Annotated in this window: 21 protein-coding genes and 1 pseudogene; 16 read left to right on the top strand and 6 right to left on the bottom strand. The window is 49.1% G+C overall.

Annotation, left to right across the window (positions count from 1 at the left end):
* Positions 1–52 precede the first annotated feature (52 nt).
* Together ACYUBO_RS02880 and ACYUBO_RS02875 are read left to right on the top strand one after the other, a co-directional pair.
* Positions 53–1282, top strand: coding sequence for a HEAT repeat domain-containing protein (locus ACYUBO_RS02880; RefSeq protein WP_460372223.1), 1230 nt, complete (start codon positions 53–55; stop codon positions 1280–1282).
* 303 nt (positions 1283–1585) lie between these two features.
* Complete coding sequence (locus tag ACYUBO_RS02875; RefSeq protein WP_460372221.1) at positions 1586–2146, top strand: manganese efflux pump MntP; 561 nt, start codon at positions 1586–1588, stop codon at positions 2144–2146.
* A gap of 19 nt (positions 2147–2165) precedes the next feature.
* On the opposite strand, the gene ACYUBO_RS02870 is transcribed toward ACYUBO_RS02875, so the two are convergent.
* The 4 genes from ACYUBO_RS02870 to ACYUBO_RS02855 form a co-directional block, all read right to left on the bottom strand.
* Positions 2166–3203: an RNA-guided endonuclease InsQ/TnpB family protein gene (locus tag ACYUBO_RS02870; protein ID WP_460372219.1), complete on the bottom strand. Its 1038-nt coding sequence runs from the start codon at positions 3201–3203 to the stop codon at positions 2166–2168.
* A gap of 1 nt (position 3204) precedes the next feature.
* The gene (tnpA, locus tag ACYUBO_RS02865) at positions 3205–3606 is read right to left on the bottom strand and encodes an IS200/IS605 family transposase (protein ID WP_460372218.1); all 402 of its coding nucleotides are present in this window, start codon (positions 3604–3606) and stop codon (positions 3205–3207) included.
* A gap of 180 nt (positions 3607–3786) precedes the next feature.
* Positions 3787–4017: a hypothetical protein gene (locus tag ACYUBO_RS02860; RefSeq protein ID WP_460372216.1), complete on the bottom strand. Its 231-nt coding sequence runs from the start codon at positions 4015–4017 to the stop codon at positions 3787–3789.
* Between the two features lie 9 nt (positions 4018–4026).
* Positions 4027–4632: a DOMON domain-containing protein gene (locus ACYUBO_RS02855; RefSeq protein ID WP_460372214.1), complete on the bottom strand. Its 606-nt coding sequence runs from the start codon at positions 4630–4632 to the stop codon at positions 4027–4029.
* 60 nt (positions 4633–4692) lie between these two features.
* Between ACYUBO_RS02855 and ACYUBO_RS02850 the strand changes: the two genes are divergently transcribed.
* The 8 genes from ACYUBO_RS02850 (at position 4693) to ACYUBO_RS02815 (ending at position 12580) form a co-directional block, all read left to right on the top strand.
* Positions 4693–5187, top strand: coding sequence for a TspO/MBR family protein (locus ACYUBO_RS02850; RefSeq protein ID WP_460372212.1), 495 nt, complete (start codon positions 4693–4695; stop codon positions 5185–5187).
* Positions 5188–5692: 505 nt separating this feature from the next.
* The gene (locus ACYUBO_RS02845) at positions 5693–6967 is read left to right on the top strand and encodes an AAA family ATPase (protein ID WP_460372210.1); all 1275 of its coding nucleotides are present in this window, start codon (positions 5693–5695) and stop codon (positions 6965–6967) included.
* 130 nt (positions 6968–7097) lie between these two features.
* Positions 7098–7616 (top strand): hypothetical protein, encoded by a 519-nt coding sequence (locus ACYUBO_RS02840; RefSeq protein ID WP_460372208.1) that lies wholly within the window; start codon positions 7098–7100, stop codon positions 7614–7616.
* A 24-nt stretch (positions 7617–7640) separates the two neighbouring features.
* Complete coding sequence (locus tag ACYUBO_RS02835) at positions 7641–7799, top strand: hypothetical protein (RefSeq protein WP_300329783.1); 159 nt, start codon at positions 7641–7643, stop codon at positions 7797–7799.
* The gene (locus ACYUBO_RS02830; protein WP_460372206.1) at positions 7765–8001 is read left to right on the top strand and encodes a DUF7557 family protein; all 237 of its coding nucleotides are present in this window, start codon (positions 7765–7767) and stop codon (positions 7999–8001) included. The genes ACYUBO_RS02835 and ACYUBO_RS02830 overlap by 35 nt, the downstream gene beginning before the upstream one ends.
* A gap of 985 nt (positions 8002–8986) precedes the next feature.
* Entirely contained in the window at positions 8987–10789 is a 1803-nt protein-coding gene (locus tag ACYUBO_RS02825) for an AAA family ATPase (protein ID WP_460372204.1), read from the top strand.
* 151 nt (positions 10790–10940) lie between these two features.
* Complete coding sequence (locus tag ACYUBO_RS02820) at positions 10941–11759, top strand: DUF488 domain-containing protein (protein ID WP_460372202.1); 819 nt, start codon at positions 10941–10943, stop codon at positions 11757–11759.
* Positions 11756–12580: a DUF8758 domain-containing protein gene (locus ACYUBO_RS02815; RefSeq protein WP_460372200.1), complete on the top strand. Its 825-nt coding sequence runs from the start codon at positions 11756–11758 to the stop codon at positions 12578–12580. The genes ACYUBO_RS02820 and ACYUBO_RS02815 overlap by 4 nt, the downstream gene beginning before the upstream one ends.
* A 73-nt stretch (positions 12581–12653) precedes the next feature.
* On the opposite strand, the gene ACYUBO_RS02810 is transcribed toward ACYUBO_RS02815, so the two are convergent.
* Together ACYUBO_RS02810 and ACYUBO_RS02805 are read right to left on the bottom strand one after the other, a co-directional pair.
* On the bottom strand, positions 12654–13181 hold the full coding sequence (locus ACYUBO_RS02810) for a hypothetical protein (RefSeq protein ID WP_460372198.1): 528 nt from the start codon (positions 13179–13181) through the stop codon (positions 12654–12656).
* Positions 13182–13205: 24 nt separating this feature from the next.
* A pseudogene (locus ACYUBO_RS02805) lies at positions 13206–13493 on the bottom strand (DUF365 domain-containing protein); the annotation flags it as partial.
* A 141-nt stretch (positions 13494–13634) separates the two neighbouring features.
* Here ACYUBO_RS02805 and ACYUBO_RS02800 point away from each other — a divergent pair.
* The 6 genes from ACYUBO_RS02800 to ACYUBO_RS02775 all read left to right on the top strand — a co-directional run bounded on the left by ACYUBO_RS02800 (position 13635) and on the right by ACYUBO_RS02775 (position 22942).
* Complete coding sequence (locus tag ACYUBO_RS02800; RefSeq protein WP_460372196.1) at positions 13635–14222, top strand: restriction endonuclease subunit S; 588 nt, start codon at positions 13635–13637, stop codon at positions 14220–14222.
* Positions 14219–15640, top strand: a complete 1422-nt coding sequence (locus ACYUBO_RS02795) for an N-6 DNA methylase (protein WP_460372195.1) — start codon at positions 14219–14221, stop codon at positions 15638–15640. Before ACYUBO_RS02800 ends, ACYUBO_RS02795 begins: the two co-directional genes overlap by 4 nt.
* 118 nt (positions 15641–15758) lie before the next feature.
* A complete protein-coding gene (locus ACYUBO_RS02790; protein ID WP_460372193.1) occupies positions 15759–17261 on the top strand; it encodes a type I restriction-modification system subunit M in 1503 nt (500 codons plus the stop codon).
* Positions 17258–18775: a type I restriction-modification system subunit M gene (locus ACYUBO_RS02785; RefSeq protein WP_460372191.1), complete on the top strand. Its 1518-nt coding sequence runs from the start codon at positions 17258–17260 to the stop codon at positions 18773–18775. Before ACYUBO_RS02790 ends, ACYUBO_RS02785 begins: the two co-directional genes overlap by 4 nt.
* Positions 18768–19979, top strand: coding sequence for a restriction endonuclease subunit S (locus ACYUBO_RS02780; protein WP_460372189.1), 1212 nt, complete (start codon positions 18768–18770; stop codon positions 19977–19979). Before ACYUBO_RS02785 ends, ACYUBO_RS02780 begins: the two co-directional genes overlap by 8 nt.
* Positions 19976–22942 (top strand): type I restriction endonuclease subunit R, encoded by a 2967-nt coding sequence (locus ACYUBO_RS02775; RefSeq protein ID WP_460372187.1) that lies wholly within the window; start codon positions 19976–19978, stop codon positions 22940–22942. Before ACYUBO_RS02780 ends, ACYUBO_RS02775 begins: the two co-directional genes overlap by 4 nt.
* Positions 22943–23321: the final 379 nt, after the last annotated feature.

Below are 23321 nucleotides of genomic sequence, written 5' to 3'. Positions count from 1 at the left end.
AAAAGAGAGACAAAAACAGAGACTGATCACAATACCCACATATAGAAGAACATTGAATAGGTACCATAACGAGGCATCCATGGGTTTCATCGACATATTACGTCCCAATATTGAGAAACTGAGAGAGAGGAAGGATATCCCCGGACTGATCAGGGCACTTGAATCACCTGATGAGGAGATACGGGATGGTGCGGCAGCAGCTCTCCTCGCCCTGATGCCCGATGCCCTTTCTCCGCTCGTCTCTGCTGCCGTCGGGGGAGGCGAAAAGCGGCGGGCTGCTGCACATACCGTACTCGGTTTAATCGGGGAGCCTGCGGTATTGCCTCTGATCGGGTTACTGGAGGATGACGATCCGGAGGTATCCGGGTTTGCAGCCGTTGCCCTCGCCTCTCTCGGGGAGCCGGCTGTTTCATCCCTGGTCAGCCTGTTTGGGACAATAGATGAAGAGAAGAGTGAGCGTGTGGTGGAGACGCTTGCTGCGATCGGGCCTGCTGCCATCCCGGGACTCAAGGGTGGGCTCTTCTCGCTGCCGTACCGTTCCCGCCGCTTTGTTGCCCTTACACTTGACCGGCTGAATGCCAGGGCAGCCGATGAGACAGAGGATGCCGCCCGCAGGATTGCCCTTGGGCAGTGGAAAGAGCTTGGCTCCCTGAAAGAGCCTGGTCCCCTCGGTGATGCAGCGGTTCTGCTCCTGATCGATCTTCTCTCTGAAGACTACTACGTACTCCGGGTGAATGCCGCAAGGACCCTCGGCCAGCTCGGTTATGAGAGGGCACTCCCTCACCTCAAAGAGGCGGCATCTGATGAAAACCCCAATGTCAGGGCAGCAGCCGCCGAGGCCCTTGGCTCTTTCGGGGGTGAAGAGCATCTCCCGGTGCTCCTCTCTGCCTGCGTGGATGAGGATCATTTCGTCAGGCAGTCGGCGGCTGCGTCTCTTGACCGGATCAGTTGGCAGCCGTCTGATGATGACGAGCGGGTGATCTACTTCATCGCCACCCGCCAGTGGAAGAAGGCAGCCGAAATCGGTGAGGCTGCTGTCCTCCCCCTGATCAGGATGCTCAGGGATACCGACAACGGGGTAATGAAAGGATTGACTGATGCACTCCGGAGCCTTGAGCGGTATTCGGTGGCACCGCTTGAAGAGGCTTTGAATGATCCTGATATCAGGGTGCGGAATGCAGCAGGCGAGATCCTGGTCTCGCTTGGGCAGACCGATCTCGTGTACCGCCCCCTCATCCCAAAGAGTGATGGGGGGTTGCCGGGAGAGAAGAGAGGGCTGTAATTTTTTTTGGCTCTTCGCTGATCTGGTGCGGGTTTTCAATAGGGAAGGAGTCATCATCCGGCTATCTGGTGCTTAAATGAATGCAATTTTGGCTCTTCGCTGAAACGTTTCTCCCCACCACCCCTCCCCCGTCCGCATGTGCTTCGCAGGGAGGTTGTACTGGGCGGCCGCAGATGCTGCGCGGGAGGGGGCGAGATGCTTCAAACAACCTATATTAAATAGCGGGGAGGCAATCTTTTTGAGGATGATCCGAATGGATGTTTCCAATGGAACTGGATCCAGCAGGACGGTGAGGCGGTACCGGTGAATGAGATAACACTCCTTGCAATTGCAATCGCCGTTGCGATGGATGCATCTGCTGTCTCGATTGCCGCCGGTGCCACCCTGAAGAAGAATCTTCTCTATTACGGCATCCGGGCAGCCCTCTTCTTCGGCTTCTTCCAGGGAGGGATGGCACTCGCCGGGTACCTTGTCGGGGAGGCGGGGAGCGAGCTGATCGCCTCGTTCGATCACTGGGTTGCCTTCATCCTGCTTGTACTGATCGGCGGGAAGATGTGCTATGAGTCATTTCAGGGAGAGGCAGATGAGAGGGAGGCGGGGATTACCAGCCTCTTTACCCTCACCCTTCTTGCAATCGCCACATCCATCGATGCACTCGCAGTCGGTGCCACGTTTTCTCTTCTTGATGTGGAGATTCTCCCTGCGGCTCTTCTCATCGGCGTTGTCACCTTCGCCGGATCTATCATCGGGATCTGGGCCGGCCGGAGATTCGGGTGTTATCTTGGGGAGCGGATCGAGCTCATCGGCGGCGTGATCCTGATCATCATCGGAATTAAGATACTCATAGACGGGGTCTTCCTCTGACATACTCCCACGACTAAAGTCATGGGGTTCTGACGTTGCTTAGGCATTCTTCAAGCATTGCGTCGTGGGGTATCAGTGCTCCCATCGTGTACATCTCTTTCTGTACACGATCAACCATGCCCTTTTGACGGAGTGCGATATTGAATGCCGCATTCACATCAGCATGATCAACGTGCCCGCAGACCGGACACTTAAACTCCTTTCCTCGCCGTTGACCTCTTCCATCACACCGAGAGCAATCTTGCGAGGTGTATGCTGGATCAATGTAGAGGACAGGAACGCCGAGCAGCTTGGCTTTGTATTCCACAAACTGTTGTAGTTGATAAAACGACCAACTGTGCAGGGCGTATTTGAATGAACGGTGTTGTTTCCTCGTCTTGCGGATACCGGTCAGATCCTCAAATACGAGTGCTGCGTCTTGATCCTTTGCCATATCGACAACCTTGCGGCTAATTTTATGGTTCAGATCCTTGACGATACGGGACTCACGATCTTTGATCGCTTTCAGTTTGCGGAACTTTCCCTGCTTCTGAAGGCGTTTTCTGATCACGGAGTATTTCCGGTGCGTGTGGATTGCCTTCTTACCAAGTTTCTCGATCTTTCCGGTATCAGGATTCGCTGCTACCGCCACATGCCCCGTAGTGTTCCGATCAACCCCGATAAACTGTCGAGGTATCATATCCGGTTCTTCCAAGACGGTACATGATACATAGGCGTAGTTGGCATCAATCTCAATCTGATTAACCTTCTCGAACTCTGGAAACTGGTAGTTGAGAGTCAATTTCAACGGGACAACCCGGATTGTTCGAGTATCTCGATCCACTTTGATTGACTGTCCCGGTACAACCAGATTGACGTTCCGTACTCGCTTGATTGTCTTCTGGCTTCCATACTTCTTGAGGATCTGGTTTGAGATGGCTGATTTTAATCCAATCTCTTTGACTGCAGCGGACGAACGGCATTTCGGATTTCTAACTGCAAACTCCGCTACAGCAAACGCTTTCTTTAATTCATCGCTGAAATCGCGGTTGTGCCGGAGTTTGTAGGTTAAGATCATGTTAATTCCGCTTCTGGTCTTCGATATATTTTTTCACAACATCTTCAGAGATGTGTCCGCATGATTCAACATAGTAGCTACGAGTCCACAATGACGGCAAACGAGTTCTCAATATCTCGAACTCCTGTCGGAGTGTCCTTGATGTATACCCTTTGAACTGCTGTACGATCCAGTGTGGACTTGCAGTAGGTTTTGTTTTGACAAACAAATGGAGGTGATCGGGCATTATCTCCATTGTTTCGATGACAACTCCGATCTCATCTGCCTTCTCCCTGAGAAGAACTTCTAACCTGTCAGATACCGGAGATTCGAGCACTTTACGTCGATATTTAGGGCACCATATGATATGGTATCCGATGTTGTATACCGTTGTATTCGAGTGCGTCCATCGTTCTTTTGCCATCTATATAATAATATGAGTGGATATTAGATAAGGTTTATGGGTCGGCGTTGACGCATTCATCCCATGACTAAAGTCGTGGGCTTTCTGCTGCTATGGTCGTAAGAGGTGGCGAGGCACCCCTTTTCATTGAGAAGGGAGGGGATATTCCGCTCTATTCTCCTGTTTTCTCTGTGGATCCACTTAGATCCCGATATAGATGGAGATGCCCAGAACCCCGTGCAGAAGGGCGATGAGAATAGAGATTCCCGCCATCCGGAAATGCCAGGTGAACGGCACATTCTGAAGCCGCCCTCTCCGTTTCATAACCGCAATCGATGCGGTGATGCAGAGAGAGATGAAGAGGATGATCCCAAGGACGACGACCAGGGGGAGGCCAAGGACCGGCGTGTATGCAATTGCTGCGATTAACATTGTTTGTATCTACCTCCTGAGGATAATTGTTGTTGAGCCGCGTTCACGGTGCGGAACCGTCATCGAGTTGCTGTCAGAGAGCGCCCAGATGATCGCGATCGGATCTCCGGCCCGGATCTCATAGTCATACTCGTCACCGGTTGTAAAGAGCCGCTCAAACTCAATTGTGGTTACGCCATCCACCTGCTGCCCTCCATACCTGAGGATATCATTGGTTCCTCCGATCGCAGTGTCCATCTGTATCGGGCAGCGGGGATTCTCGCTGAAGAGATCCCAGACAACGACAGTCTCCCCATCGAGATATCCGGCGATATAATCAACGCCCGCCATCATCCGGGGGGTGCCAAGGCCGATGCCGACCCAGCCGGCTGCTCTCCCGGCGAGTCCGATCCGGATCGCCTCGTCGGTGGTGGTCCAGTGGATCTCCATCGTATCAGAGAGTGCCTGCCAGTACTCGTATTCGCCTGATTCGATGATCCCATCAGGATTCCAGTCCACGGTGACGGGGGATTCACCAACAGGAGCTGGTGTGGCGGGCGGATCAGTTGCACAACCCGATACAAGTACAAGAGATGCAAGTATAATCCCAATTGAGAGTATAATCGAGATCTTCATAGCCAGATGCTCGTTGCATGATATGAAAAGCTTTTCTTCATGGAGGGCAAGTCATCTCATATGGAATCTCCTGTGAAAACACTCCGGGATGCCGCCTTACTCATCGGGGCAGTCCTTCTGCCGCTTATGACCGGTGCGATCGGGAGCATCGCAACAGCAACGAATGTCTCGGGATGGTACCAGACGATCGCAAGGCCATGGTTCACCCCACCGAGCTGGGTCTTTGGGCCGGCATGGACGATACTCTATATCCTGATGGGTATCTCCCTCTTCCTGATCATAAAATCCGGATGGGAGCGGCGGGAGGTGAAGGTGGCATGCGGCATCTTCTTTGTGCAGCTCTTCTTTAATGGAATCTGGTCATTCCTCTTCTTCGGGATACCGTCACCCTTCCTCGGGCTGATCTGCATCATTATCCTCTGGTGCCTGATCCTCTGGATGATCGTCTATTTCTACCGGATATCAAAGGTGGCTGCGTACCTGAATATCCCTTATATCTGCTGGGTAACCTTTGCAACCGCCCTGACGGCATCGATCTACCTGCTGAATCCCTAGATTCACCAGGAAAACATTTTTTTCTTTTGATTGTGGCTCTTCTCCTCATTTCTGATTGCCAGATTCCCTGATTCCTAAGCTAAGGTCAGCTGGATAGTATGGTCTGCTCCTCACTACAGATCCCTTTTTCACACAAGCAACAGTGGATGAAAAACCCTGGCTGGGATAGGAGAGGGAGCAGTAGCAGGAAGTGGGCGCGAAGCGCTCAATATCCTCACGTGCGGGGCGAACAGCCCCGCCTGGTGACCGCACGGTCGCCTTCACCGGCATCCGGAGGGGGTTGGCAGTGCCCCCCCGGAGGATGTTCGGGGACAGATCCATTCCTGGCTCCATCGACAGAACGATCGGCATTTTAATCCCCCCACCGCCCCTCTCCGTCCGCTTGTGCTTCAAACTTCCATGATCCGAATGTTGGAACAGGATCGCTCCGGGTTTTTTCGTAGATTTTTTGCTGGAAGGTTTTCCCGGATTTCCGGATAATCCTGAAGGAAAGCTATATCGAAGATTGGATCAGATCATCCTTTGCGAGGGGGAAGAGGGAGATATGCGGATTAAACAGGTTTCATGCAGGAATTTCAAGAGTTTCTCGGATCTCAACGTGGATCTGGATGAATATAATATCCTGATCGGGACGAATGCGGCAGGCAAGACGAACTTCATCAGGATATTCCGGTTCTTCCGCGACATCGCACGCCACGGGCTTGGAAATGCCATCTCCCTTCAGGGGGGGGCTGAATATATCAGGAACATCAGGATTTCTGCCGATGTCCCGACAGAGATTGGGATCATCTTCGAGAATGAACTCGGAGTCTTTAGTGGGGTCCGGGACACAGCAGGCGGCACCCACACCCTCTCCTTCCACCAGATCGAGTACCGCTTCTCCCTGCAGATACAGGAGGGGGGATACCAGATCCTTGAAGATCATCTCCGGATCAGCTGTTCCTGCAAACCGGAACTGGGTGAGGGCGTGATCGGGCAGGGAGAGCTTGTGATCACCCATACAGAGGACGGGGTCTTCTATGATCTCTCAACGCCTGAGGGAATCGCAATTGAGATCTCAGAGATCATCCCGCCATACCTTCAGAAGAATATTCCGCGGACCGGGACCCTGCTCATCGAGAACCCGCTGCTTGTGCCGATGCCCGGTTTCCAGCGGTTCTTTGCCGAGATCGCCATCTATGATTTTGATCCCCGCACTCCGAGGAAGGCGATCCCCCTCTCGGGCAGGAGCGATCTCGAGGAGGATGGATCGAACCTGGCGATCGTCCTCCGGGGCATCCTCTCTGATCCCGAGAAGAAACGGCGGTTATCGAACCTGATGACCGAATTGCTTCCGTTCGTGCAGGATATCGATGTCCGGAAGTTCATGGATTCATCCATCTACTTCACGGTGACGGAGCGGTACGGGGACGATCACCCCCTGCCATCCTCGGTGATCTCTGATGGGACAGTAAACGTGATCAACCTCATCTGTGCCCTCTACTTTGATGAGAAACCCTTCATCGTCATCGAGGAGCCCGAGAAGAACGTGCATCCCTATCTGATCGCCCGTGTCGTCTCGATGTTTGCAGATGCTGCCCGGAACAAGCAGATCCTGATCACAACCCACAATCCGGGCGTCGTCAGGCATGCGGATATCGAGGATATCCTTCTCATTTCACGGGATTCGCTTGGGTATTCGATCATCACGAAGCCCGCCCGCCGCGAGGAGGTCAGGACATTCCTGAAGAATGAGGTCGGGATTGAAGAGCTGTATATCCAGAACCTGCTCGGGCTCTGAAGATGATGCGATTCCGACATGACGATGTTATCGTGCATGATGCTGCACCAACCATGGCTTCCCTCTCGACCCTGGCTTCCATGGCTTCTACCCCTTTCGTCCTCTCCATCTGCTATTGTATGGTTGACCTATGAACCGGCTCTTTGTCTTCTGTGAAGGCCCTGATGATATCAGGTTCTTCGAAGGGGTCCTGAAAAGGGAACTCCAGGAGGGATATGCGAGAGTTGAACTGATCGCCTATGCCGGGATGAAGCATATCCGGGTGGACGGCTTCATCCGGGGGATCAGTGCGATGGGCGACGACTACCTGATGATCGCCGATATCGACAGGGAAAGGAATGTGAGGGCAAAGAAGAACCGCCTGAAACGCTGGTACCGGGAGCTCGATGCTGACAAGGTGATCATCGTCATAAAAGAGATCGAAGGCTGGTATCTCGCCGGCCTAAACGACCATGCATCCCGATCGCTTGGGCTCCGGACCCTGCCCGGCACCGACCGGATCACCAAGGAGCGGTTCAACCGGATGATCCCGGACCATTACGTATCGCGGATCGATCTGATGATCGAGATCATCAAGCGGTACTCGATCCAGGTGGCCCGGGAGAAGAACCGGTCTTTCCGGTTCTTTTACTGGAAGTGCCTGGAGTAGGGAGGGGTAGGGGGTATGGAAAGTATGGATGAATGGATAGATGGAAGGCAGGTATGGATGAAGGAAGGAGGCGAACCAGGTATCGGGGCATCCTGGGAGGTAATGGATCGTCACCTCAATTACCTGACAAAACAGAGTGAGCAGTACTATGCGGACAGGTACCTCCATTCGTATCAGATGTGATCTCAGGGATCAGCTGGAATCCCTCAAAAACCACCCAAAAGAGTCATATAATGATGTTATCGAGCATCTGCTCAGGCTTGCCATTGATGATGAGCCACTGGGAGAGGAGGCAGAGATCGGCCTCGAAGAAGCTCTTAAAGAGATGAAGGCAGGGAAGTTCATCCCCGAATCCGAGATCATGAAGGAGTATGGGATTCGGTGAGGACTGAAGCGGCCTGCCTATCGGAGTCTCTGATTGTTTTGTAGCAGTTGATCGGGCTCTTCGCTGATCTGTTGCGGGTTTTACCTGGGGAACGAGTCATCACCTGGCTATTTGGTGTTTGAATCATTCATTAGGATCTGTTCACTCAGGCGCTGGATATCCAGAAACACTGGGGAATCCTCCACCGCCCCTCTCCCCGTCCGCAGATGCTTCGCAGGGAGGTTGTACCGGGGGATCGCAGATACGGCGCAGGGTGGGGCGGGAATGCTTTGTAGGATGCCAGAAGCAGATAAAACCCGATTCCTTCAGAATCGCCTTTCAGGTTGCTCTGATGAGCAAGGGTTTATCACCTCTGTCATCCGGCTCCCTTCGCCACCCCGCCCCCCGATACCCGCGCCGCACCTGCTTCATACTACCCACAGGAAATAGCGAGCAGGCATAAAAATTCGGTTGAGAGGGAGGAGAGATCTGAAACAACAAATGGGCGCGAAGCGCCAGGTATCCTCAATTGCGGGGCGAGCAGCCCCGCTTGGTGGCCGCGAGGCCGCCTTCACCGACATACGGAGGGGGATGGCAGTGCCCCCCCGGAGGATGTTTGGTGACTCGTCCACTCCCACCGCCCTTTATCATTTCGCACCTGTTTTTTGTCACTCCTCATGATCCGGTTGTTGCATCGTGATCGATCCCCTTTGGGTGGATGAGTGGGGGGTAAGTGGTGGGGAAGTAGTGGGTAAGTAATGGGTCAGTGGCAGGTAAGTAGTGGGTCAGTGGCAGGTAAGTAGTGGGGAAGTAGTGGGTCAGTGGCAGGTAAGTAGTGGGGAAGTAGTGGGTCAGTGGCAGGTAAGTAGTGGGGAAGTTGGGCGAGTAGTGATTCAACACCCCTTTCACACCTCACTCCGCGAGCGGCAAAAGCTTTAATTAAGGGGCAATTCACTTTCAGGGTGCACGGTTCATCTCTTATTACCCATACTGCATCCTTAATGGTATGAGTACAGAAACAAGCCTTACCAGTTCATCGGTTGTTAAAAGCAGTTCCCGATTATTCTCAAAAAACCACGCCTTCTCCGATAAGCCGCTCATAAAAGACCTTGATATCCTCGAGTGCGACCACATCCCCGACCAGGTGCTCTTCCGCGATCCTGAGCTTGAGGAGATGGCATTCCTGATCCGGCCGGGCCTCCGGGGGCAGCGGCCGGCGAATATCTTCTGCCGGGGGCTCCCCGGTACCGGGAAGACGACCTGCATCCATCATCTCTTCACCCAGATCAGGGATGCCTCGCAGACCCTGATCCCGGTGTACGTGAACTGCCAGCAGAACAGGACTGCATTTGCGGTCTTCTCCACGATCTACCGGGAACTGGTCGGCCATGCACCCCCAAGCTCCGGCGTTCCCCTCAGGAAACTGGTGGATGCCGTCGCAAAGGCGCTTCAGTCCGGGAGAGAGCCCAGGAGAGAATCCGGGAGAGAATCCGGAAAACGATCAGAGAGGCAGGCACCGGCACAATCCCAGAGACAAAACCAGAGAGAATCCGGGAGACCTGTCCTTCTTGTCTGCCTTGACGATATCCACCACCTGATCCATGAGGGGACCGACACCCAGATCCTCTCCTCGCTCCTGCGGATCCACCTCGACTATCCCGGCTGCCGTGTATCGGTCATCCTTGTCGAGAGCGATCTCGCACTTGACATCTCCCGCAGGCTGGATCCATCGGTCATCTCGAGCCTCTGCTCAGAAGAGGTCTTCTTTCCCCCCTATACTGCAAACCAGATCCGGGGCATCCTGAGAGAGAGGGCACGGCAGGCGGCCTATCCGGGGGTGATCTCGCCTGAGATCCTCGACCTGATCACCCACAGGACCAAGTCAACCGAGCCGGGCGATCTCCGGGTCGGCATCGACCTCCTGAAACGCTCCATCCTCAGGGCCGAACGGGCGGCCCACACCACCGTCACCGAAGAGGATGTTGCCGCCGCCTACGGCGATGCCCGCCTCACCCACCTCCGGGGCCTCGTCTCGGTCCTCACCGAAAAGGAGCGGACGCTCCTCTCGGTCATTGCCAGGATGGTCGAGGAGAGCGAGATAGCAGCCAGGAAGAGGTATGAGGAGGAGAGGGAGTATCGGGAGCGTGGGGAGCGTGGGGAACGTGGGGAGTATGACGGCTCCAGCGGGTATAGCGGGTATAACGGGTATAGCGGGCATGGAAGGTCTGAAGAGGATGGAGGATATCGAGGATATGGAGAGGATGGAGGATATCGAGGATATGGAGAGTATAGAGAGTATCTCGAGCCCCTGCCCCCGACATCCGGCCGGATCTTCTCGCGGCTCCAGGAGGTGCTGGCAGCCGGGCACCACGAACGGCTGCGGCAACAGCGGGAACAGCGGGAGCAGGGAGATCAGCGGGAACACCGTGAGCAGTACCAAAAACTACAGCCGCAACGAGCCGCCGAACCGCAATCAGGAGAGCTGGCGGCATGTGCCGAGCCGGAGCCGGGATATGACTCCGGCAGAGGCCCTCATGGAGCGGATGCCCGGATGCAGGATGAACAACAGCACCCTGAGCACCACCTCACAGAGACCCAAACCCCTGAACACGAGTACCCTGAGCTCCATCATCCCGAGACCGAGCCCCCCGCTCACGCCATCTCCTATACCACCTTCTATGAGCTCCTCAGGTCGCTTGCCACCTATGCCCTCATCAGGATCACGATCCGGCAGGCGAAGGGGCGGACGAGCGAGGTCACCCTCCGGTACCGGGCGAGCGATGTGAGGAAGATGCTTGAGAGGAAGTGAGGAGGGAGAGGAAAGGAAGGGAAGGGGAGATAGGACAGAGAATCAACTTCACCCACTTACTTATCTAATTATCCAATTATCCAATTTTCATCACTTTCACATCCTACCCGCCAGTTTTATAAGCGCTAAAATGTGAATCATTCCTTATATTATGATAACGAAAAAGAAGCGGGCTCTCTTATACCTGCTTGGTAAAAAACAAAGCCTTACCAAATTACAATTGGTCAAATTACTATTCCTGGCATCACAGGATAATCCCCTTTATGATTTTGTTCCATACAGGTATGGCCCGTTTTCATTCCAGCTATATACAGATATTAGCCATCTGGAGAGGGACGGGTACCTGCTTGAAACAAATACGATGGTGACGTCCCTCAATCAGGAGTGTCCACTCCCTGATCGTTCCATCCAGAGGGCAATCGATCAGGTAGTACGCCAGTTTGGTGATAAAACCGAGAAGGAACTCATTGACCATATTTATTCACACTATCCGGAAACCACCATTTTTTCTGAGATTGAGAAGCGGCAAACATATGAGAGGGATGAGACCGGCGTTGTCACAATCGGATATGAGGGAAAAAGTATTGATCGTTTCCTCTCGATGCTCATCGATTCAAAAGTCGGAAAAGTAATTGACGTGCGAAGGAATGCGTTCAGTATGAAATATGGTTTCTCAAAGAACCAGCTCTCCAATTACCTACAACATATGGGAATCACCTATCTCCATATGCCTGAACTTGGCATCCAGAGCACCCGGCGGCAGAACCTCACTGATGAAGGATATGCACAACTCTTCCATGAATACCATCAGGAGTTGGGTGAAAAAGCGGCCTATCTCAATACCATCAAAACCATAGCAGAAGATGAGAAAGTGGCACTCCTCTGCTTTGAGGCAAAAGCCTCCGACTGCCACCGGGGAGTTATCGCAGAACGATTCCGGGAGGAGGGGTTGGAGGTTGTTGACCTGTGACCTGGAAGACGAAGAAGGTACTTGTCACAGTGAAGGCATATCCGGAAAAAAGCAAAAAGCACGGTTCATCGGTGTGTACTGCTGGAGTAACGGATGAAGGGGAGTGGATTCGATTATATCCTATGCCTTTTTCATTGTTTACCGGCTCTCAAAAAATCAGTCGATATGACTGGATAGAGGTGGATTGTCAAAAGGCAACCGATGAGAAATTGGGAAGAAAGGAGAGTTATCGGGTTCGCCCCGACTCGATCCGGGTACTCGATCAATCGCTCTCCTCCGGGAAGAGAGCGGGACACGCCCCATGGGATGAGAGAAACCGGATTTTGCTGCCAAAAGTTGCTCCTTCTCTTGAAGATCTTATGGAACAGTATAAAACAGATAAAACATCCCTTGGTCTCATCAAACCAACTGAAATTCTAAGATTTTATACAAGGGAACCATTACAGGAGCCTCCCCTCTCAACAGAATATCAACAGTCCCTGACCAGTGAAAGAATACCGATTATTGCGGATCTCCCTCATCCATTTGCCTATGAATTCAGATGCGATGGGTGTGCTGATGGAAAAACTCACGACATTAAATGCCTTGACTGGGAGCTATTTGAATCATATCGAAGCTGGTGGAGAAAATACCAGGATCTGCAACTCCTCTGGGAAAAGCTCCACCTGAAGTTTTTCAGCGAGATGAGAGAGAAGAACCTATATTTTTTCGTAGGCATGCATTCACTCCAACCAACATGGCTCATAATAGGCTTATATTACCCTAAAAATGACAAAATATCCCCAATAACCAGAGTTAAATCTCTCAGTGATTTTTCATAGGGGAGTAAGGATAAAGCTGAGATGAGGACGATAAGAGAGGTCTCATGGTACGGCCGTGAATTGGCACCACCTCTCAGATCCGATCAACCTTCTCCTTCAGATCATCCGCAAAAGCCGCCATCACATCAAGCTCTTTAAAACCGGGGAAGATCACCTTCCCCGATGAGAAGATGAGGGCAGTTCCTATCTCACCCCGGTAGACGACACCGGGGAACTGCTCAGGCTCATACTCGACCTGTTCCATTCCTTCTGCGATAACAAACCGGGAGAGGTTGATAGGTATTCCGAAATCTTCCATCCCGACGATATTCTGCACTTTCGGCACCGACAATGGATCGGATGCCGCCGCACAATCGATGATGGAAGAGATGATGGAGAGGAACTCTTCAAAAGCTCCGTCGACCTGGTCAAGGGACTTCAGGCCATAAATGATATACTTCCCACTTCGATACAGAGTGACTTTGCCGCCGGAGATGAGGATATATGCCCCATGGTACTGCTCGGGATCATACCTGTAGGAATCTGATGGGAGTTCCTCCAGCCGCTGAAATAAAATTGTCTGATGGAGATCGCCGGAGCAGACGATATTGATGATCTTCATTTAAGTCTGGTCAGAGTGTTGTCATTAATCCCTTAGATACTGTCCTCCAACCGGCACAAACCGCTCCGGCTTCCTGACCGCTTCATATGCCCGGATATCCTCAAGCTCCAGTGCTATCCAGTTCCGTTTCCGGCTCTCATTACCCTTCCTGACCCGAGTGGCCTTCCACTTCTCCTGATTCTCCAGATATGCTACCATCTCATCCCGTGTGAGGAAGACGGCGTCGCCATACGTGTCATAGAAGGTGAGCGGATCTGCTGCGACCAGTATCCGCTTGATCGTCGCCTCTCCTACATACCCGGTATCTTCATGCGACTGGTAAAAAGATTATCTAGAATCTGGGGGTGAGGAAAATAGAGGAAACATTTATTATCTCACACGACATTGACTCTACATACGATATTTAGTAGAGCCCTACTAATTATTGCATGTAGAGTTAGGGGTTGATGATTGATGAATACAATGACTAAATTAAACGAAATAACTACTGATCTGATAACTGGTGTAGCAGCTCGAATACCAAATCCAGATGAACAAGACGTCTATAGTGTAATAAATATCAAAGATATTATTGATGGACGGGTTGACACCACATCACTCGATAAACGGGTTATTACGAGTCCAAGAATAAAACCAGAGAGTTATGTTAAAGAAGGGGATTTGGTGATTGCCATTCGAGGACCCAATTTTAAGGTTGGAATTATTGACACATCATCTCAAGGTTTCCTGTTCACAACTAATCTCATTGGTCTTCGACTTGATCCAAATAAGGCACTCCCAGAGGTTGTTGCTGCCTATCTCAATAGTCCGGAAGGGCAGCATACGATAGCATCAAATGCTCGTGGAGTGATCACCCCTTCAATAAATAAAAAAGATCTTCTTGGTATCAAAATCCCACTACCATCAATAGAGACTCAACAACAAGTACAACATTATCTCAAGAATACAGAAGACTATCTACATTTACTTCATCACGAAGAGGCATCCGTGAGGAAGATCCGTGACTATGTAATATTTCGTTCATTGGGGGTGAACCGATGAATTCCTTCTTTGATGACACCCTAAAAAAAATCTGGAACATTTTTGATCAGACCCGATCATATATGGCCTTGAATGAAGCCTATCCTTATGTTCTTGGAATATTGGGTTTAAAATCTCTTTCAGATCGAAGAGGTGATGATATTGTCAGATGGAAAGAATTGGAAGCCGAGAAATTTGAACTCGGAACGATTTTAAATGCCACTTTTTCCCGGATAGAGGCTGATTATCCTGAATATAAAGGGTGGTTTTCTGATCTCAATTACCATCCAGGAAGTTTTGGTGAGCAACAGAGCTGGAACCGATTTTTACAATCGATTATCTCAATTGTATCAACGATTGATTTCGCGGGTCTTATACAAAATGACCCACTTGATTTACATAACATCTGCATCAAACTCAGAGAGTCGATTATATCCTCGAAAGAGGCAAGGGGAGATATCGAGACACCCGATAATCTGGCGACACTACTCTCAATGTTATGTGATTTGCAGAGAGACGATAAGATCTTAGATCCATTCAGTTTCAGTGGCATTACTCTTCTCCGTGCAGCAACCATTGCAAAAAACAAAAGTGAAAATGCACAACCCAATCTATTTGCTCAGACACAAATCAGAGACGCTGCCCAGTTACTACATTTACATATGCTCATAGCAGGAGAGGATCACATTCAGGTTTATAATGGAGATATCATACGACAGCCTGGATTTGCTGATGGCCGAAACCTGAAGCTATTTGATAAAATCATCTCGATTATTCCTTTTGGCGTGAGAAACTGGGGAGAAGATATTGCTCAATACGATCCCTATGGTCGGTTTACTTATGGTGTTCCACCAACCACACAAGGAGATTTAGCTTATCTTCAACATTGCATTGCATCATTAGCAGATGATGGCACACTTGTTGTGGGTGTTCCACCCTCAATGCTCTTTAGAAAAAGGAGTGAAGGGGATATCAGGAGAAGAATAATTGAAGCCGACATCATTGAGGCAGTCATACGGCTCCCTCCAAAACTACTCTATCCACAGACGGCAGTACCAGTTAATTTACTTATCATCAAGAGGAATAAATCACCGAGCCGTAAAAACAAGATGTTAGTTATTGATGCATCCAGGAGTTTTCTCCCAGGAAGGACGCAAAATATCCTCCGGGATGAAGATATTTCGGCAATCGTGAAGGCCTACAACTCCTTTAGTGATAGTGATGGATTTAGTAGAGTCTGCTCAATTAAGGAGATAGCGGATAGGGACTTCGCTCTTGAGGTATCAGATTATATAACACAATTACCTGAGTTTGATATTTCTCTTGACTTTGATAGAGAAACAAACAAACTTGAAACATTGAATGCTCAGAGACAGAAAAAGTATGAAGATATGTGCAACTCACTCACAGATTTAATGAATCATCTGGAGGGGAAATGATGACTTACAATTCAAAGATCCTACTACCGAATAGCAGTCCTTTTGGTAATTGCCCATATTTAAAGAAAAAACAACGGAATCATGTATTAATCAAACCTTCACTTCAGGGTGATATACTGTGACGCTAACTCTTCAAGGTCTTAAATCCCACCTCTGGAACTGTGCCGAGATCCTTCGTGGCAGCGCAGTAGATCGAACAGATTGGAAGGCCTATATCCTTCCATTGTTATTCCTCAAGCGAATCTGCGATGTTTGGGATGAGGAAAGAGAGGAGGCAGCAAAAATATTTGGCGATGTTGATCCTGTTGATTTTCCGGAAGTACACAGATTCAATGTCCCTGAAGGTTGTCACTGGCGTGATATACGGGAGACTCCGATCAATGTTGGGGAGGCGCTCGCCCACGCAATGAGAGAGATCGAATTGGCTAACCCTGACACTCTCTATCGTGTCTTTGGTACAGCGGCCGATTGGGGCAACCGGGAGATGCTGACTGATGAGATCCTGAAGGATCTGATAGAAGGGCTCTCGGAAGTATCTCTTGGAAACACAGCTGTTGGTTCGGACATCCTTGGTGATGCTTATGAGTACCTCATCGGGAAGTTTGCAGATATTACCAAACGCAAAAAGGCGGGTGAGTTCTATACTCCACGAAGTGTCGTCCGTATGATGGTTGATATTCTGGATCCAAAAGAGGGTGAGAGTATATATGATCCAGCTTGTGGAACCGGAGGTATGCTCCTTGGAGCAATTGAGCATGTCCAGCGTGCCGATGGAGATCCAAGGACCTTCTTTGGTAAAATCTTTGGTCAGGAGAAGAACCTTACAACCGCCTCAATCGCAAGAATGAATCTGGTCTTACATGGTATAGAGGATTTTCAGATTGTGAGAGAGGACACGCTCCGAAACCCAGCGTTCACTGACTCCAGCACTGGAGGTCTTGCAACCTTTGATTGTGTCATTGCAAATCCTCCCTTTTCGCTTAAGGAGTGGGGTCGGGAAGTCTGGGAATCAGATCCCTGGGGACGAACAATCTATGGCTTGCCTCCTGCTAATTACGGTGATTATGCCTGGGTTCAGCATATGGTTGCGTCCATGGCTCCCATATCGGGACGCATGGCTGTAGTATTGCCTCAAGGCGCTCTCTTCCGAAAGGGGGCTGAAGGAGCCATCAGGAAGCAACTTCTTGAGGGGGATTTAATTGAGGCTGTCATTGGACTCGCACCAAATATCTTCTATGGGACAAGTCTTGCTCCAGCTGTAGTAATCCTCCGGAATAATAAGCCGGTTGAGCGGAGAGAGAAGGTTTTGATCATTGATGCATCTAACCTCTTTCGGCGAGGACGTGCTCAAAATTTCCTTGACCCTGAACATGTCAAACTAATTGTCACCTGGGTACAGGACTTTTCTGATGTGGAACACCAGGCCACCGTCATTCCAGTGAGTCGGATAAAGGATGAAGGTTGGAACCTGAATATCACACGCTATGTCCAACCACCCATTGAAGAGGAGATACCTCCACTTCCAGAAGCTGTTGCTGCATTCAAAGAAGCACTCTCAGAGGCCCGTAATGCAGAGGAAGAGCTCCGCAGGGTGCTTATCGAGGGAGGATGGATTAAATGAATGCCGCTATCGAGCACCTGAGTCAACAACAACTCGAATCATATCTCTGGGGTGCTGCTAAACTCCTCCGTGGCCTAATTGATGCAGGGGATTACAAACAGTATATCTTTCCATTACTCTTCTTCAAAAGACTCTCTGATGTTTGGGATGAAGAATATCAGAGTGCACTTGCTGAGACAGGAGATACAACATTTGCTTATGACACTGCGAATGATCGGTTCAGAATACCTGAGGGCGCTCATTGGCCAGAAGTCCGGAATACCACACAGGATGTTGGTCGAGCACTGCTTACCGCGTTTCGTTCCATAGAAGCTGCAAATTCTGAGCGACTCAGCGGAGTCTTTGGCAATGCCTCATGGACTGACAAGGCTCAGATGCCAGATGAGACTCTTAAGAACCTCATCGAGCATTTCTCAAGGCACTGTCTGAGTCTGAGTGCCGTTCCCGAAGATGAACTTGGAAACGCATATGAATATCTGATCAAGCAGTTTGCTGATGACAGCGGCCATACTGCTCAGGAGTTTTATACGAACCGGACACTCGTCCACCTTATGGCACAGATGCTGGAACCACAGTCGGGTGAGACAATATATGATCCGACTGTTGGGACAGGTGGAATGCTTATCTCAGCACTTGCAGAGGTGAAAAGGCGGAACGGAGATGTCAGAACTCTCGGTCTCTATGGTCAGGAGTTGATCCAGATCACAGCTGCTATTGCGCGAATGAACCTTGTGTTACATGGAGTGGAGGATTTCAGAATAGTTGCAGCAAACACTCTGACCAACCCGGCTTTCATTGAGCGTGATCGGCTACGGACATTCGATGTGATTCTTGCCAATCCCCCATATTCGATAAAGAAGTGGAACCGTGAAGCTTGGCAGAGCGATCCATGGGGCCGGAACTTCTTGGGCACTCCTCCTCAAGGTCGGGCAGATTATGCCTTTTTTCAGCATATCCTGAAGAGTTTAAACGGAAAAACAGGGCGATGTGCAATACTCTTCCCTCATGGTGTACTCTTCAGAAATGAGGAGGCCGAGATGCGGCGAAAACTCATTGAGTCTGATCTGCTTGAATGTGTTCTGGGACTTGGACCAAATCTCTTCTACAACTCGCCTATGGAGGCCTGTGTAGTTATTTGCAAGACGCAGAAGCCTCAGGAGCGAAAGGGAAAGATCCTTTTCATCGATGCAGTCCATGAAATCACAAGAGAGCGAGCACAGAGTTTCCTGAGTGCCGAGAATCAAAAGCGGATTCTAACAGCATATCAGGCGTTTTCAGACGAACCTGGTTTTGCAAAGGTCGCAACCATCGAAGAAGTACTTGAAAAGGGAGGGAATCTCTCAATTCCACGATATGTACGGCCGAATGGAAATAGTAATTCTTATGATGATAGCCATGATCTGAAGAAGATCTGGACAGCATTTGAGGCGAATGGGAGAGAGTTCTGGCAGGAGATGGATGAGATGGTCGAGATGCTGGATGATCTCATATCTGAGGAAGTGCAGCATGACTGAAGTGCTTAAGGAAGGGTGGAAATATTGGCGTTTTGATGAGATGGCTACGATGGTCAATGATCGTATAGACAAACCATCAAGCGCCGATGTAGAATATTATGTTGGTCTTGAGCACCTTGATCCAGACTCATTAAAAATTCGCCGTTGGGGTTCTCCATCAGATGTAGGAGCCACAAAACTTCTGTTTAAGAAAGGCGATATTATTTTTGGCCGTCGAAGAGTGTATCAGAGAAAAGTAGCTGTTGCTGACTTTGATGGAATCTGTTCAGCACATGCTATGGTGCTTCGTGCTTGTCCAGATGTTGTGCAACCTGAATATTTACCATATTTTATGCAAAGTGATCTCTTCATGGAGAGAGCAAAGGAAATCTCAGTTGGCTCTCTCTCACCCACAATAAACTGGAAGACATTGGCTAAAGAACAATTCCTTCTGCCGCCGTTGGAGGAGCAGAAGGAATATGTCAAAGTTCTTTCTGCGATGGAAAATTGTATCAATACAAAAGAGATTCTCATTCGTGAAACAGAGAGGCTAAAGAAGAGATTGATGAAGAATTTATTTACTAAAGGAATTGGCCATACAGAGTTTGAGCATAATGAGGGAATTGGAATGATCCCAAAAACATGGGTAACAACAAATTTTGCTAACACAAATCTCTTCCATATAATAATGGGGCAATCACCTCCGTCATCAAGTTACAATGATTCGGGTTATGGCCTCCCTTTTATTCAGGGCGTAACTGAATTTGGAAACAAACATCCAATAATATCAAAATACTGTTCAAAACCCTTGAAAGTTGCTAAAGAAGGAGATATATTAATATCTGTTCGAGCACCTGTTGGAGAAGTGAATATTGCTCTTTGTGATGTCTGTATCGGTCGAGGTATTTCAGCAATTCATTGCATAGATCAAAATTTAACTGATTATACCATAAATTATATAGAAAGCCATATAGATTATTTACACAGGATTGCAGCGGGATCGATTTTCGAAGCGATTACAAAACAAGATCTTCAAACATTCATCATAGCAATTCCTCCACAAGAGGAAATTAAACAGGTTAATAAATTATTATCGAAAATCGCTACAATTCTAACCAACGCTTATGAAGATATCGCAGCAACAAAATTAATAAAAATGAAATTAATAAATCAAATTTTCACTAATGGTGATACGATCATAAAGCAAAGCGGTGGTAATCGATGATCTTCAACGAATCAAACACCGTCGAAGCCTACATCCGGGATCGTCTGGCAGGTTCCACCCGGCCCAGCAGAGCCAACACAACCAGAGAAACGAGTGGCAACTACATCTCCAGAGGCATCGGCTGGCAACATGTTGCTTCAATTGATCTACTTCGCCAGCCACAGGATGTTTTGGTGGGACACTGGGTACGTCAGGCCTTAATCAGGCTCAATCCCGATATTGCCGCTCAACCAAACAGAGCTGATGATGTTCTCTATAAGCTCCGAGCCATTATCATGGGTGTTCGAGCCGACGGGTTGATAAAAGCGAATGAGGAGTTTGCTGCATGGCTCACTGGCGAGCGATCAATGCCATTTGGCAAAAATGGTGAACATGTAACCATACGACTTCTTGACTTCGACGACCTGTCAAAGAATCAATATTATGTCACCTCACAATTTACTTACCGAGCCGGAAAGACTGAGAAAAGGCCGGATATTGTGCTTATTGTAAATGGTATTCCGTTAGTAATTATCGAGGCAAAGACACCTGTTCGACCAAGCCAGAGTTGGCTTGATGGTGCACTTCAGATTCATGATGATTACGAACGAAATGTACCGGAAATTTTTGTACCAAATCTTCTTTCCATTGCCACTGAGGGAAAGGAGTTTCGATATGGATCGATTGGTCTTCCGGTTGAGCTCTGGGGACCCTGGCGTATTGAAGCCGACTCACAAACCCCATCTCTTCAGAAGATCGACAAAGCAATCGACGCTCTTTTACGGCCACATGTGCTGCTTGATCTCCTGAAAAACTTCACTATATATGCGACAGATAAGAAGAAACGTCGGATAAAAATTGTTGCCAGGTACCAACAGTACGATGGAGTCAACAAAATTGTCGACAGGGTTGTGGCCGGCAACCCAAAAAAAGGGCTTATATGGCACTTTCAGGGATCTGGAAAGTCATTGCTGATGCTCTTTGCAGCTCGCAAATTACGGCTTCACCCCGCTCTCAAGAATCCCACAGTAATAATAGTTGTTGATCGTATCGACCTTGATACTCAGATCTCAAGTACATTCTATGCCGCAGAGACGCCAAACCTGATAAAGGCAGATAGCAGACCGGAACTTGAACAACTACTGGCTCAGGATATCAGGAAGATTATCATCACAACAATCTTCAAATTTGCTGAAGCAGACGGCATCCTTAATGAACGTCATAATATCATTCTCATGGTGGATGAGGCCCACCGCACTCAAGAAGGAAATCTTGGGCGAAAAATGCGGGCTGCTCTCCCGAATGCCTTCTTCTTCGGGCTCACCGGAACTCCAATAAATCGGGCAGATAGAAACACGTTCTATACATTTGGCGCAATCGAGGATGAAAGCGGTTATTTGAGCAGGTACAGATTCGATGAATCGGTCCGGGATGGAGCAACCATGCCACTGCATTTTGAGCCACGGCTAATTGAAATTCGTATTGATAAGGAAGCCATCGATGAAGCATTTAAAGAACTTACAGGTGGTCTCAGTGATCTCGATAGAGAACAACTTGCTCACAAAGCTGCAAAGATGGCCGAGTTTATGAGGTCTCCTGAACGTATCCAGATGATCGGTTCCGATATTGCCAAACATTTCCAGGAGAAGGTAAAACCCTCCGGGTTTGGTGCTCAGGTTGTTACTTTCGACCGTGAGAGTTGTGTTCTCTACAAAAAGACTCTGGATGAATTTCTATCTCCTGATGTATCAGACATTGTCATGACGGTCAACAGTGGTGAAGAGGGGTATTTACCATATCGTCGAGAACGGGATGCTGAGGAGAAACTCCTTGATCGTTTCCGTGATCCCGCAGACCCACTGAAAATACTGATTGTCACATCCAAACTACTCACCGGTTTCGATGCACCAATTTTACAGACGATGTATCTTGACAAACCATTGCGTGACCACACTCTTCTCCAAGCAATCTGTCGTACAAACAGACCATATGGCGATACAAAAACTCATGGGCTGATAGTTGATTACCTTGGAGTTTTTGATGACGTTGCCCAGGCAATTCAGTTTGATGATGAAGGTATCATTCATGTTATTACGAATCTAAGAGAGCTCAAAGAAAAACTACCTGAAGCCATGCAGAAATGTTTAGGATATTTTCAGGGAGTTGATCGTTTTATCTCTGGATACGAAGGTTTGATCGCAGCTCAAGAATGTCTTCCAAGTAATGAAATCCGTGATAATTATGCCCGAGATTACAGTTATCTCAGCCGTCTATGGGAAGCGATATCGCCTGATCCCATCCTTAACGAGTATGAAACTGACTATCGCTGGCTTTCACAAGTGTACGAATCGGTCAAACCATCATCCGGCAGTGGACGTCTCCTCTGGCATGCACTTGGCGCTAAGACAATCGATCTGATTCATAGTCATGTTCATGTCGATACAGTCCGGGATGATCTCGACACACTCATTCTTGATGCAGACCTTCTTGAGGCAGTTCTCAATACACCAGATCCGCATAAGAAGGCAAAAGAAATTGAGATAAAAGTATCCCGGTGGTTACGCAAACACCTCAATGATCCTCGTTTCAGACCGCTCGGAGAACGCCTTGAAGACTTAAAAGAACGTCATGAAAAGGGGCTGATTACAAGCGTGGAGTTTCTTAAAGAGCTCCTCAACCTGGCACGTGATGTTGTTTCCACCCACCGGCTCCAGCCACCAGTTGAGCGAGAAGAAAAAGGGAAAGCCGCACTGACCGAGCTCTTTGAGGAGGTTAAAAATTCAGAGACACCCATCATAGTGGAGCGGGTAGTCAATGATATCGACGATATTGTGCGTTTCGTCCGGTTTGACGGATGGCAAAATACACATGCAGGCGAACGCGAAGTAAAAATGGCCTTGCGTAAGACGCTTTTTAAATATAAGCTCCACCAGGATCAGGATCTATTTGAGCGGGCGTATGAATATATCAAGGAGTATTATTGAGAGATCACGAGATTTAGAGTTTTTTTACAATGGTTGGATGATCAGGATGGTGGCTTGGTAGGGCACAATGCATCTCCATTACAACCGTCTCCGGTTGGCAGGTGAAGTAGAGCACCTGGCAGGTATCGGTAAGGTCTGCAATGGCGTCAAAGGCATTCTTCCGGTTAATAGCTGTATAAAAAAAAAAAGTTTACCTGTGGCGGTCAAAAAAAGGGCTCACTAATGATATGCACAAACACCTGCCCTATGATAAATAATCGATGATTGCCTCACTGATCACCTACTATAAGCAACAAAAGACACTCGCCAGTAAAAAAACACTCGCATGAGTGGGGGTCAGGATGTGTTAGGCCAAGAGGCGGGCAACCGATGTGAGGAA

The sequence above is a fragment of the Methanocalculus sp. MC3 genome (assembly GCF_054767395.1).
This window is presented reverse-complemented; position numbering and strand designations above follow the sequence as displayed.